Below are 10,950 nucleotides of genomic sequence, written 5' to 3'. Positions count from 1 at the left end.
CAACAGCGGGACTGGCAGGCCGGTAAAACCGGCCGATGCCAACGACATGCCCGGAAAGGCACGGGTTGATCTTAGCACGCGATGACGGTCGCAGCGCTGCCGATCCGCGCCGGTGTGATGCGGTTACGATTTGGACGCGGCCAGTCGCTGGATCGCTGGCCAGTCGCCGGCCGCTTCCAGCTCAAAGGCCAGTTCCAGCAAGTCCCGTTCCCGGCCATGCCGGGCGGACAGGTGCACGCCGATGGGCAGGTGATCCGGGCCCAATCCACCCGGCAGACTGATGGCCGGAGCACCGCTGGCGTTGGCCAGGGGCGTGAAGCTGACGTAGTGCCGCAGGCGTTCGAACAGAGTATCGAAATCCTGCTCCGGGCTCAGGTAACCCAGGCGCGGCGTGGTGTGCCCCAGGGTCGGCGACAGCACCGCGTCGACACCGAGCCGCTGCAGACCTTCCCTGTATTCCGTTTCACTACGCCGGAGTCGCCACAGGGTGCCGGGTAACCGATGAGCGCTGCGGGCAAAGCGTCGGGACAGGCCGCGTGTGAGGTTGTCGACCTGCTCTGGGTCAAAGCCGGGTCCCAGCAGACCTTTGCCAGCGCGCGCCACCATGAACGCCAGGAACGCCCAATAATGGGCGAAATCCTCGGCAAAGCGCGGCGTCACCGGCACACGCATCGGCTGGATGCGATGACCCGCCGCCTCCAGTTGCTGCGCCACCCGCTCCACGGCCTCGCGGGTGACCGCATCGGTCGGGTGGCCGGTCACGGAATCCAGCACCAGTCCGATGGTCAGACGCCGTCGACCCGGACCCAGCACCTCGCCCACCGCCGGCAGGCGTGGGTTGGCGAAGTAGCGTTCCGCCTCGGCCAGGAAACCGGCCGTATCCCGTACGCTGCGGGTGACCACACCTTCGCCGATCAGGTTGACCGGCAGGGTCTTGGCCGGAACGCCGTCCACCATGCGCCCGCGGGTGGGCTTGAGGCCGACCAGACCGCAGCAGGCCGCCGGAATCCGGATCGAGCCGCCGCCGTCGTTGGCGTGGGCGATGGGCACCACTCCGGCCGCCACCAGCGCTGCCGCGCCACCGGAGGACGCGCCGCAGGAGTAGGCGGGGTTCCACGGGTTACGGGTCGCCGGGGCGTGGACCGGCTCGGTGCTGGCGTTGAAGCCGAACTCCGGCAGGCTGCTCTTGCCCAGGTTGACCATCCCCTGGGCCAGCAACTGGCGGGCGAAGGCGTGGTTGTGACGGGCCGGCCGGGGGGATACGGCGCGGGAGCCATGTCCGGTGGGCAGTCCGGCCACATCGGTGTTGTCCTTGATCAGCGTCGGCACGCCGGCAAAGCGGCCGTGTACCGACTGTGATGCCTGTTGCAGGGCGCGCCCGAAATCCGCTGTGGCGATGGCGTGCAACAGGGGCTCGGCGGCCCTGGCCCGTTCAATGGCGGCGGCGACGGCTTCCCGGGCGCTGATCTCGCCGCGGCGGATGCGCCGGGCCAGACCGGTGGCGTCGAGTTCGCCCAGGGCATCGTCGCCAAAAGCGGAGACCGGTGAAGGACACTGCTGTACGGTCATGGACGGTCCTGCTGGTATTATTGGTGTGGTCTTTTACTCTATCGGAACCCGGGGCGTGCCTGAATGTCATTACGGGCTGGCGACGATCGAGCGAAGCCGCGTCGCGGTTTCCCAATGCGGCAATAACCGTTAGGCTCTGTTGCCCCTTAACAGACCGCTTGCAAAACGGAGACTTCGAACAGGCATGGAATCAGTTGAACCGCTGGTCAGGCATTTCCTCGGCATCTATTTCCTGATGATCGGCCTGCATTACACCAGCCGCAGTCTGGGCCTGTTCGAGCGCATGCGCTTTTCCCACATCCACTATGGCAAACGGGGCAGCGGCACCTGGTGGCACCGCCACACGTTTAATGTCTTCCGCGCCAGCATCCTGGCAATTTGCCTGATCCGGATCGTCTTCGACATCGATCCCTGGCTGGGAGTGCTGCCGTGGCTGTATCAGCCGGCGGTGCTGCTGACCGGCGCGCTGTTGCTGCTGGCGTCCTTCTCGTTGGTGGATTACGTGCAGGCCTACATGCACCAGGACTGGCGTTCCGGCATTGACGAAACCCACCACGGCCACCTGATCACCAGCGGCCCGTTCCGGCGCTCGCGTAACCCGCTGTTCATGGCGATCATGCTGGGCCAGTTGGGCTTCTTCCTGGCGTTGCCCAGCGTCTTCTCGCTGATCTGCCTGGTGATCGGCGTCGTCGTCCTGATGCGTCAGGCCCGGTCTGAAGAGCGCACGCTGGTCCGGCTTTACGGTGACGCCTACCAGGAATACCTCGCCCGGGTGCCGCGCTGGTTATGACGCCGCGCCGCATCATTTTCAGCCGCAAGGGGTTCGATTCCAGTTCCGGCGGCTGCCCCAGCCCGATCCTGCCGGATGGCCGACTGCTGTCGCTGCCGATCCCCGACAGCCGCTCCCGGGTCACCTTCGGCGATATCGACCATCATGGCATCCGCCTGGGCGATCCGGTCGCCCAGTTGACCCGCCACAAGCTCAATGCCGGCAGCGGCGCGCACATCGACCCGGACCTCAACGCCCGGGCCCTGCCGCGCCAACCCGGCTGGCGTGGGCTCTTCGGCCAGAGCGGCGCGGCCCAGGGGCATCTGAAGAACCAGGGCATTGCCCCGGGGGATCTGTTCGTTTTCTTCGGCCTGTTCCGTCCGGCGCTCGTCACCGACGACGGCTGGCGATTCGACCCCGCCGAACCGGCCCGCCACGTCATCTGGGGCTGGTTGCAGATCGGCGAGATCGCCGCCGTGGATGAGGCGTCGCCAGCCGTGCGCGCCTGGGCGGATTACCATCCCCATTTCCGCTGGCAGGGAGACGCCAGCAACACGCTCTACCTGGCGGCGGACCATCTCGACCTGGGCGAGGCTGAGCCGGAGTTGCCTGGCGCGGGCTGGTTCGAGCGTCACCGGGCGTCGTTGCAGCTCACCGATCGTCGTGCGACGCGCCCCGGTATCTGGGCCTTGCCGCGCTGGTTCCATCCGCGCGACGGCAAGGTGCCGCTGACCTACCACAGCCGGGCGGACCGTTGGCAGCGGGAGACGCATCGGGTCGTCCTGCAGGCGGTGGCGCGCGGACAGGAGTTTGTGCTGGACACGACGGATTACCCGGAAGCCCTGCCGTGGGTGCGATGCATTATCCGCTCCAACGCCGGGGCTGATTGCGGGTGATGCTTCGGGAACTACCTATTCGTTTGCGCCCGTGACTTAATTAGCTTGCCTAAATGAACCCATCTGCTGAAACGACATACCGGCTCCAGCCCGCCCAGGTCCGGTCCGAATTCCTGCGCCTGTTGCCCATCTCCCTGTTCGTGGTGGCGTTCGGCGCCGCCTTCGGCCTGGCGGCCGTGCAGAAAGGCATCGTGCCGCTGGAAGCCACGCTGATGAGCGTGCTGGTGTTCGCCGGTGCCTCACAGTTTGCCGCGCTCGAACTCTGGGGCGACCAGGTGGCCCTGTTGCCGTTGATGGCCATCACGTTCGCCATCAACTCCCGCCATATCCTGATGGGCGCCTCGCTTTATCCCATGCTGCGCCAGATGCGCACGCCCCAGCGCTACGGCATCCTGCTGGTGCTGTCCGACGCCAACTGGGCGATCGCCGCCCAGGACTACCAGAACGGCCGGCGCAACCTGGAGGTGATTCTCGGAGGCGGTGCGGCGCTTTGGGTGGCCTGGCTGATCGGCACGTTGCTGGGCGTCTACTTTGGCGGCCTGTTGCAGGATCCCAAGAGCCTGGGTCTGGACATGGTGCTGGGCTGTTTCCTGCTGGCCATGGCGCTGGGCGGCCGCAAGAACCCGCGGGTGCTGGTGGCCTGGGCCGTCGCGGCCGGCGCGGCGATGGCTGCCTACTGGTGGCTGCCGCCGCACACCCACGTGGTGGTGGGCGCGCTGGCCGGCGGTGTGGTGGGTTTCTTCTGGCTGGAGCGCACGTCCGATGAGCATTGAGACCACCGAACTGGGCGTACTGGTCATCATCGCCGTCATGGCGCTGGTGACCCTGGCTACCCGCTGGGGCGGGCCTTTCCTCATGTCCTACGTGCGCATCAACCCGCGCATCGAGAGTTTCATCAACACCATGGCCAGCTCGGTGCTGATCGCCATACTCACGCCGATGGCCATCACCGGCGACCTGGGCGCACGCCTGGCATTGGGTACGACCGCGGCGATGATGCTGATCCTGCACAAGCCGTTGCCGGCCATTGCCGCCGGTGTCGCGGCGGCTGCGGGGGCACGTTACTTTTTCTGAGCCTTCCCTGGGTAACATGAGTCGCCAAACCGCGCGCCGGCGCGAGACTCGTGTTACCTGTCCGCTGGTCGGCCCCTGCTAGGATAGCCGGATCGCACTGCTCGCGCCGGACGTTCCATGGATGACGATGGCAAAACCGCACGCCTGATCCCGCCCCTGACCCTCATCGCGCTTCTGGGCATCGCCGGCTTCGCGGTGCCCGCGAGGCCGTTGCATACCGCAGCCGGGCAGGTTGCGGCCCCCTGGCCACATGAGACCAGCCCGACCATCGACGGCGCCGCCCTCGATCGTCTGATGGCGCGCCTACCGCTGGATTCGCAGGGGCAGCTGATTCGCGATGCCCGCACTGTGGAAGCATTGGGAGCCGCTGCCGACGGCTTCGGTGAGTCCATCGACGACAAGGCGGCCCGGCGCCTGCGTTTCCTGCTGAGCAAGGGGCTGCCCGGGCCGGCGGGCGACCAGGCCGGGGATTTACTGCTTCGTTACAACACCTATCGCCTGGCCCTCGGGGAAAGGGCGTCCCCCGTTTCCCAGGCTGAACGCGAGCGTTTGCAGCGGCGCGTGTTCGGCGTATCCGACGCGGAGGCACTGTTCCGGCAGCACAACGCCATGATGAAGGCCTTGGCTGGCGAGCCCGCACCATGATCGGGCGCCGCTCGGCGGGCATCCGCGACTGTCTGCTGGCGGCCCTCTCCGGACTGCTTCTGGCCTTGCCCTATGTCGATCGGGAGCTGTTCCTGCTGGGCTGGATCGGCTTCGTGCCGCTGCTTTGGACGTTGCACGACAAGCGCCCGGCGCAGGCGTATCGGCTGGGGCTGGTGTGCGGCCTGGTGCTCTACGGGGGCGGCGCCTGGTGGATCGTTGAATTCCTGCTGCGGCTTTGGTCGCCGGGACTGCCTCTAACGGTATTTTTGTCCGTCCTGTTCTGGCTCTACAGTGCCCAACTGATCGCTCTGCTGATGCTGGCTTTCCAGTGGCTTCGCCTGCGCACGGGCTGGTCCGCGTTGCTGCTGTTCCCGCCCCTGGTGGCGTTGTTCTTCGGCTATTTCCCGATGCTGTTCCAGGCCCAGTTGGGGGAAAGCCAGAGCGCCTTTCTCGTGGCGCTGCAGGGGACCTCGGTGGTGGGCGTCAGCGGCCTGGACACCATGATGGCGCTGGTCAGCGTGTTGATCCTGCGCTGGCTGACCGGGCCCCGGGCGCCCTGGCACGATTCAGTCAGCATGATCGCGACGCTGCTGCCCATGGTCTGGCTGGTGTGGGGCGCCGTCAGTCTCGGGCACTGGGATGAGCGGGTGGCGGAGTCGCCGACCGAAAGGGTAGGCGTCGTCCAGACAAACACCGGGCTGAACAGCGCCCGTCAGGCACCGGGCTATACCGCAAGCTATCCCCGGGCCATGGCCCTTTCAGCCGCGTTGGCACGGGCCGGCGCTGATCTGGTGGTCTGGCCCGAAGCCCGCGACAACCGCTATTTTCAGGAGCCCCGGGTGGCTGCGGCGCTGCGCCGGGAAACCGCGCGCCTGTCGACGGCCATCCTGCTGCAGGGCATGGAATACGTTGACGGAGCGGCGGGCCGCGCGGAACACAACAGCACCGTGCTGATCGATTCCGGGGGGCGGGAGCAAGGTCGCTACCGCAAGATCCGGCGGGTCGCCTTCGGTGAGTACCTGCCGTTGCTGGAGCGATTTCCGTCGGCCCGGCGCTGGGTTCGCGGGCAGTTGGGAGAGTTTTTCACTCAGGTGGCGCCCGGAAACGGGCCGGAGCGTTTTAGGGCCGATGCGATCACGGTGATCCCGCTGATCTGCTACGAAGCATTGTTTCCCGTGCTGGTCGCCGATGCCGCCCGGGGACGGGAGGCGCGGGAGCTGTTGGTCGTGGTGTCCAACAACGTCTGGTTCGGCCCCAGCCGGCAGCCGCACCAGCACCTGAATGCCTCCGTCCTGAGGGCGGTGGAGAACCGCCGCCCCCTGTTGCACGTGATCAACAATGGCCCGTCGGCGCTGATCCTGCCGTCCGGGCGGCGCCTGTTCCAGTCGGAATACGGCGAGGCGGGTGCCTACTGGATCGATGCGCCGCTCAGCGAGGACGCCACCGACAGCGTCTATACCCGGAGTCCGCGGTTGCTGCCGTGGGTATTCGGCCTGCTGCTGGCCGCTGCGATCATCAGGGCGTTGTGGGCGGCGTCATGGCGTCAGCCAGCGATGCCGGTAAATCGCTCCTGAGCGCCTCCTGGCGAGCCAGGCGCTGTTGCGGAGTCAGTGATGGGTTGGCCTGCAGGCGCATACTTGCCAGGGTGTAGCGCATCAGGGACTCAGCGTCGCCGTAGAGCGCCGTGGCGAGATCCGCGCCCAGATACGTACGGCGCAGTTGATGGATCTGCCGATAGTTCGCCTCCAGTCGGTCCAGGCCTGCATGCCGCCCCAGCGTATCCCGGATTTCCCGGTAGGCGTTGCTGTAGCGGTAGAAACGTGCGGCGACGGCCGCCGCCTGCCGCCCGGCCTCATCTTGCAGGCCGGCTTCGATCAGGTTCTGCAGGTCCTGGAAGCGGGCTTCATTCAACGCATGGTCCCGGTTGAGGAAGACGGCCTCCAGGATGTCCCGGGCCTGGCGGTCCAGTAACAGGCGCCCGTTGTCGTCGTGATTGAGCCGGCTCAGGGCGTTGGCGACGGCGTCCAGGTTGAAGTCCGCTTCCGTGTCGGTCACCGGCGCTGCCGACGCCGGCGTCGATCCCTGAACGGTCGTGCGCCGGCTGTTCTGGCTCGCCGGCACGATCGCCGGGCGATACCCCGTCTCCGGCTTGCCGTTAACGGATGCTGCTTCGTGTGCCCTTTGCGCGGGCGTTATCCAGGCCAGCCCGGCCAGCGTGATGGTGATGACCAGGCAAAGGGGAAGAGCCAGCGCCAGGCTGAGCCGGATGGCGCGATGCCGCTCCCGCCGGTTCTGGCGGGCCTGTTCCTGCTGCTGGTCGCTACGACGGTCGGGATGCATATCGGCGACCTAACCCATCACGTCCCGCATCTCGCTGATGGTCGCGCCGCTCCAGTTCTTGACGGCACGACGCAGGCTGGAAGCGCATGAGAACCCGGTCAGTTCGGACACGTCTTCCACGCTGAGGCGGGAACAGCGCAGCTGGTGGGATGCGATCTCCATGCGGACCTCATGCAGCAGTTTGCGGAAGCTGGTCTGTTCGGCGTTCAGTCGCCGGCTCAGGCTTCTTGGCGTCACGTTCATCGGGCCGGCCACTTGCCCAAGCTGCAGATCGGGTCTGAAGTGCGCGCGAATGTGCCAGCGCACCCGGTCCGCAAAGGTGACCGTGCGGGACAGGCTGCTCAGTTCGGTTTCGCATTGGCGGACGATCTGATCGAAGGCGCGCTGGCGTAGACGCCGGAAGCGCTTGAACACCAGCTCTAGGTGGCCGGAAATGGTCGACGCCTCGCAGCCGAAGGTGATCGAGTCGCAGGGCAGGGACTGGTAAGGCGCCAGCGATTCGGGTTGCGGGTCCGTGAGTCGCACATGGACAGAGGGATCGTTCACCGACTTGTTGCCGCACAGGTCCCAGATACGCAGGCTGATGGCAAGCCGGAAATCGAGAATGAAACGGCGCATGACCGGGTCGTCTTCGCAGGCGGTGGCGTAGTCGAGCGGTTCGAAGACCCGGTTGTTGGCGTCCAGGTAGGAGTTGGGCTGGGCGGCCGCCTGGGTGTAGAAGGGCTGGGCGGTCACCATGTAGCGGCGAAAGGCTTCTGCCGCGTCTTTCAGGTTGGTGCTGCAGTAAACCACGAACCCCACCGGCCCCCAGTAGGTCCAGTCAAACCGCATGCCCACCTCGAGCCCCAGGCCGGGCCGGTCGCATTGGCGAATGCCATTGCCGATCAGGGCGTGCAACTGGTTGTAGCTGATGCGCACGTCCTGCATGTCGAACAGGGCCGGTGTCACGCCGGTGCCGCGCAGCAGATCGTTCTGCTGCGCGCCCAGTTGCTCGAACGCTTCGATGAAGCCGAGAGGGTGTCGGTGCAGCGGGATCACTCGGGCGTCGAAGTCCATGGCAAGCCTCCCTGGCTTTGATGTCTTCTTGTTGTTCTCGCGTCTGTTGCCGGCGCGGTGTCTGATCCAGAGCGCCGTGAACCGGCGGGCCAGGCTCCGTCGAAAACCGGAGCCTGGCCCGCGCTTGTCGGCTGTGTCCGTTTGGACCTACGTCTTTCTCAGAGCCCTTTGCTTTCCACGTCCCAGTCGCTCAGGTCACAGACCACGCACGGGCCGGTGAACAGGTCGGCGGCATCGGCATCGCCGGTGAGCTGGTAGAGCCACCAGGCGGTGGTGAGGCCACGGAAGTCGCCGAAGTCGCCCACAGGTTCGAAGTGGCCGGCTCCATCCAGCGTAGCCCAGAATACGGGGACGTCGACGCGCAGGTAGACCGGCTGCTGGTTGAGGGTGGGACCGGCCAGGGTGTCATCGGAGCCGGAGAGTAGCAGCATCGGTGCGGTTTGCTGGTACTGGGACGAGGTTTCGTGGCCCAGGCCCAGAATATAGGGCTGCACCGGCGCGGTGGCGGTGATTCGGGCATCCCGGGCCGCCATGATGGTGCCGCCGCCGCCCTGGGAGTGGCCGGAGGCGCCGACGTTGGAGAAGTCGAGCTGGTTGGAATAGCTGGCGTTTTCCAGGTAGTCCAGACAGTCCAGCATTTCCTCGCCGGAGCCGGCGTTGCTGGTGTTGGCGGCGGCCACGACAAAGCCCCAGGAAGCCCAGTGCTCCAGGCCGTCGCCGTAGGTGGATGGGGTGCCGCCGGTGCCGTTGCCCCAGAGAATCACCGGATGGTCGTCCTGCAGGCTGGCCGGTCGGTAGATGGTGCAGGACAGGCCGCCGGCCTGGGTTGTGGTGTTGAACGGGCCGGTTTCCTCGTAGGGCGCGAGCGAGTCCCCGCCCGGGGTCATGGCCAGGGCGTTACCACACAGGATCAGACTGCTAACGGCGCCGATGGCCGCGATCCGCATCGATTGAAGAGCGTACGATTGCATTGTTATTCCTTCCCTGATGTTGTCTCGATATGGCGTCGTTTCGCCGGAATCGGCCGAAGGTTCGGCGCGACATCGGACAAAACAGTTGCGATTCTAGAAACACCCGGCAGGAGCAGCTATGACGGGAAAAACGCGATTGGCGTGAGGATGGCAGGTCAGGTTGTGTCGGGGAAGTGCACAGGTTTGGGGTTTCTGGCGGCGCCGACCCGGTTGGCCGGCACCGCTCCCCGGTGAGCGATCAACTGGCGCGGGCGGCCTTGATCACGTCGTAGGCGTTGGAGATCTCGCGGGTCTTTTCCTCGGCCATTTCCCGCATGCTTTCGGGCAGGCCACGGCCGGCGAGTTTGTCCGGGTGGTTCTGGCTCATCAGCTTGCGGTAGGCGCGCTTGAGCTCGGCGTCGCTGACGTCCTCCGACACGCCCAGCACCTTGTAGGCATCCGCCAGTTGCTGGCCGCGCGGTGGTGCTCCGGCGGCGCCACCGGCACCGTGGCTGCGGGCGCCACGCAGCATGGCTTCGAGCTGGTCGATCTGGGATTCCGGCAGGCCCAGCTTGCGGGCAATGCGCAGCAGCATCTGGTGTTCGGCCGGGTGCAGCTCGCCGTCGGCGGCCACGGCCGATACCTGCACCTGCAGGAACATCTGCAGCAGCGCACGCTGGCCACGGGTCACCCGCAGCAGCTGGTCCAGTTCGGCGTCCAGATCGAAATCTTCTTCCTTGCCCCGACGGAACGCGGCCTTGGCCAGTTCACGCTGCTCGCCGGACAGGCGCAGGCGGTCGAACAGGGTTTCCGCCACGCGGATCTCTTCCTCGCTCACCACGCCGTCGGCCTTGCAAAGCGCGCCCATGACGGCAAAAGTACTCTGCAGGAACTGAGACTGGATCTGGAACAGGCCGGAGCGCACTTTCTTGCGCAGGGCGTTGCTGATGAAGTAACCGGCGACCGCGCCAATCAGCAGTCCGGGCAGGCGTCCGATCTGGTAGCCGATCAGGCCACCGATAAATATCGCGAAAAACATGCGGTCATCCTATCGTGTTTTATGGTATGCCGGGAGTTACGATACGTTTAAGTGCAACTGCAACCGGTGTTGCCGCGGCGTGAATCGATGCGCCCCGGTCAAGGCGGGTGCGATGATTCCGGCACACGACTGAATAATCAAGGAAGTTCGATGATGTACAAGATCATGGCGGCCGCCCTGATTGCCGTTGCTTCTCCGGCATTACAGGCGGAAGTGTACCAGTGGACGGACGATCAGGGGCGGGTGCATTTCGGCGATCGCCCACCGGAACAGGGCAATGCCCGGACCATGGAGCTGCGTCAGCCCCAGAAGCTGAACGGTGAAGGGGAGAACAATACCCAACGCCTGGACGACCTCGATGACTTCTTCCAGCAGCGCCGGGAGCAGCGCCAGGCCGAGGAAGCGGCCGCCGCCGAAGAGGCGGCCCGGGATGCCGAGCGGGCCGAGGCCTGCCGCAGGATGCTGGCGGAGCTCAGACACATGGAGAGTGTGCGGGTGTTCTATGAGCTTAACGATCAGGGGGAGCGGGTCTACCTGGACGACGCCGCGGGCGACCGATACCGCCGTGAATTCCGGCAGAACTACGAGAAACACTGCAACTGAGGGACGGTC

At 66.0% G+C, this 10,950-nt stretch carries 12 protein-coding genes; 7 read left to right on the top strand and 5 right to left on the bottom strand.

The genetic code is table 11. The features are described from left to right. Positions 1-123 precede the first annotated feature (123 nt). The gene (locus GQB00_RS14760) at positions 124-1,569 is read right to left on the bottom strand and encodes an amidase (RefSeq protein WP_165856898.1); all 1,446 of its coding nucleotides are present in this window, start codon (positions 1,567-1,569) and stop codon (positions 124-126) included. A 184-nt stretch (positions 1,570-1,753) separates the two neighbouring features. On the opposite strand from GQB00_RS14760, the gene GQB00_RS14755 reads away from it, so the two are divergent. The 6 genes from GQB00_RS14755 to lnt all read left to right on the top strand — a co-directional run bounded on the left by GQB00_RS14755 (position 1,754) and on the right by lnt (position 6,527). After that, on the top strand, positions 1,754-2,359 hold the full coding sequence (locus GQB00_RS14755; RefSeq protein ID WP_165856897.1) for a methyltransferase family protein: 606 nt from the start codon (positions 1,754-1,756) through the stop codon (positions 2,357-2,359). Next, a complete protein-coding gene (locus GQB00_RS14750) occupies positions 2,356-3,234 on the top strand; it encodes a hypothetical protein (protein WP_165856896.1) in 879 nt (292 codons plus the stop codon). The genes GQB00_RS14755 and GQB00_RS14750 overlap by 4 nt, the downstream gene beginning before the upstream one ends. Positions 3,235-3,287: 53 nt before the next feature. Further along, the gene (locus tag GQB00_RS14745) at positions 3,288-4,007 is read left to right on the top strand and encodes an AzlC family ABC transporter permease (protein WP_111497593.1); all 720 of its coding nucleotides are present in this window, start codon (positions 3,288-3,290) and stop codon (positions 4,005-4,007) included. Continuing rightward, entirely contained in the window at positions 3,997-4,308 is a 312-nt protein-coding gene (locus GQB00_RS14740; RefSeq protein ID WP_165856895.1) for an AzlD family protein, read from the top strand. The genes GQB00_RS14745 and GQB00_RS14740 overlap by 11 nt, the downstream gene beginning before the upstream one ends. 117 nt (positions 4,309-4,425) lie before the next feature. After that, on the top strand, positions 4,426-4,953 hold the full coding sequence (locus GQB00_RS14735) for a hypothetical protein (protein ID WP_165856894.1): 528 nt from the start codon (positions 4,426-4,428) through the stop codon (positions 4,951-4,953). Beyond that, positions 4,950-6,527 carry an apolipoprotein N-acyltransferase gene (gene lnt / locus GQB00_RS14730; RefSeq protein ID WP_165856893.1) on the top strand — a complete coding sequence of 526 codons (1,578 nt, stop codon included), beginning with the start codon at positions 4,950-4,952 and terminating at the stop codon, positions 6,525-6,527. Before GQB00_RS14735 ends, lnt begins: the two co-directional genes overlap by 4 nt. Here the strand turns inward: lnt and GQB00_RS14725 are convergent. The 4 genes from GQB00_RS14725 to djlA form a co-directional block, all read right to left on the bottom strand. Further along, positions 6,469-7,293: a lipase chaperone gene (locus GQB00_RS14725; RefSeq protein WP_165856892.1), complete on the bottom strand. Its 825-nt coding sequence runs from the start codon at positions 7,291-7,293 to the stop codon at positions 6,469-6,471. The genes lnt and GQB00_RS14725 overlap by 59 nt on opposite strands. Before the next feature lie 9 nt (positions 7,294-7,302). After that, positions 7,303-8,349 (bottom strand): AraC family transcriptional regulator, encoded by a 1,047-nt coding sequence (locus tag GQB00_RS14720; protein ID WP_165856891.1) that lies wholly within the window; start codon positions 8,347-8,349, stop codon positions 7,303-7,305. 158 nt (positions 8,350-8,507) lie between these two features. Beyond that, a complete protein-coding gene (locus GQB00_RS14715; protein WP_228276819.1) occupies positions 8,508-9,320 on the bottom strand; it encodes an alpha/beta hydrolase in 813 nt (270 codons plus the stop codon). Positions 9,321-9,558: 238 nt separating this feature from the next. Then, a complete protein-coding gene (gene djlA / locus GQB00_RS14710) occupies positions 9,559-10,338 on the bottom strand; it encodes a co-chaperone DjlA (RefSeq protein ID WP_165856890.1) in 780 nt (259 codons plus the stop codon). 150 nt (positions 10,339-10,488) lie between these two features. Here djlA and GQB00_RS14705 point away from each other — a divergent pair, with 150 nt between their 5' ends. Continuing rightward, a complete protein-coding gene (locus GQB00_RS14705; protein WP_165856889.1) occupies positions 10,489-10,941 on the top strand; it encodes a DUF4124 domain-containing protein in 453 nt (150 codons plus the stop codon). The last annotated feature ends 9 nt before the right edge of the window (positions 10,942-10,950 follow it).

Source organism: Marinobacter sp. JSM 1782161, assembly GCF_011421605.1.
Taxonomy (GTDB): Bacteria; Pseudomonadota; Gammaproteobacteria; order Pseudomonadales; family Oleiphilaceae; genus Marinobacter_A; species Marinobacter_A bohaiensis.
Note: the sequence above shows the minus strand (reverse complement) of the source record. Positions and strands in the feature narration are given on the sequence as shown.

Coding starts and splice junctions, on each gene's coding strand:
- GQB00_RS14760 (WP_165856898.1), bottom strand. CDS start 1,569: ATGACCGTACAGCAGTGTCCTTCACCGGTCTCCGCTTTTGGCGACGAT.
- GQB00_RS14755 (WP_165856897.1), top strand. CDS start 1,754: ATGGAATCAGTTGAACCGCTGGTCAGGCATTTCCTCGGCATCTATTTC.
- GQB00_RS14750 (WP_165856896.1), top strand. CDS start 2,356: ATGACGCCGCGCCGCATCATTTTCAGCCGCAAGGGGTTCGATTCCAGT.
- GQB00_RS14745 (WP_111497593.1), top strand. CDS start 3,288: ATGAACCCATCTGCTGAAACGACATACCGGCTCCAGCCCGCCCAGGTC.
- GQB00_RS14740 (WP_165856895.1), top strand. CDS start 3,997: ATGAGCATTGAGACCACCGAACTGGGCGTACTGGTCATCATCGCCGTC.
- GQB00_RS14735 (WP_165856894.1), top strand. CDS start 4,426: ATGGATGACGATGGCAAAACCGCACGCCTGATCCCGCCCCTGACCCTC.
- lnt (WP_165856893.1), top strand. CDS start 4,950: ATGATCGGGCGCCGCTCGGCGGGCATCCGCGACTGTCTGCTGGCGGCC.
- GQB00_RS14725 (WP_165856892.1), bottom strand. CDS start 7,293: ATGCATCCCGACCGTCGTAGCGACCAGCAGCAGGAACAGGCCCGCCAG.
- GQB00_RS14720 (WP_165856891.1), bottom strand. CDS start 8,349: ATGGACTTCGACGCCCGAGTGATCCCGCTGCACCGACACCCTCTCGGC.
- GQB00_RS14715 (WP_228276819.1), bottom strand. CDS start 9,320: ATGCAATCGTACGCTCTTCAATCGATGCGGATCGCGGCCATCGGCGCC.
- djlA (WP_165856890.1), bottom strand. CDS start 10,338: ATGTTTTTCGCGATATTTATCGGTGGCCTGATCGGCTACCAGATCGGA.
- GQB00_RS14705 (WP_165856889.1), top strand. CDS start 10,489: ATGATGTACAAGATCATGGCGGCCGCCCTGATTGCCGTTGCTTCTCCG.